Consider the following 335-nt stretch of genomic DNA (forward strand, 5'->3'; position numbering starts at 1 on the left):
GCTCCACCCCTATACCGAAGCGCTGCTCTCGGCCGTGCCGATCGCCGATCCGAGGATGCGCCGCCATGGCCAGCGCATTCGGCTGGCTGGCGAGGTCGCCGATCCTGCCCATCCGCCTCCCGGCTGTGCATTTCATCCTCGCTGCCGCTACGCCACCGAGCTTTGCAAGCAGGAGGTGCCGGCGCTGCGTACCGTCACAGCCGATGGGCACGAAGTGGCCTGTCACTACGCCGAATCCTTGTCGCTTAATCCCTTCGCCGACCGTACCGTTCCGGAGTTCAATTGATGCCCGAATTCATTCCACGCTCCGAGCAGCGTCCCATTGTGGATACCTC

The 335-nt window shown here is 63.9% G+C and carries 1 protein-coding gene; it reads left to right on the forward strand.

The annotated features are described in order from the left end of the window. Nucleotides 1-286, forward strand: a 286-nt coding sequence (locus tag AF337_RS14115) for an oligopeptide/dipeptide ABC transporter ATP-binding protein (RefSeq protein WP_342028431.1), incomplete at its 5' end; no start/stop codon positions are given. Nucleotides 287-335 lie beyond the last annotated feature (49 nt).

This window comes from Rhizobium ecuadorense (assembly GCF_001187535.1).
In the GTDB taxonomy this organism is placed as follows: Bacteria; Pseudomonadota; Alphaproteobacteria; order Rhizobiales; family Rhizobiaceae; genus Rhizobium; species Rhizobium ecuadorense.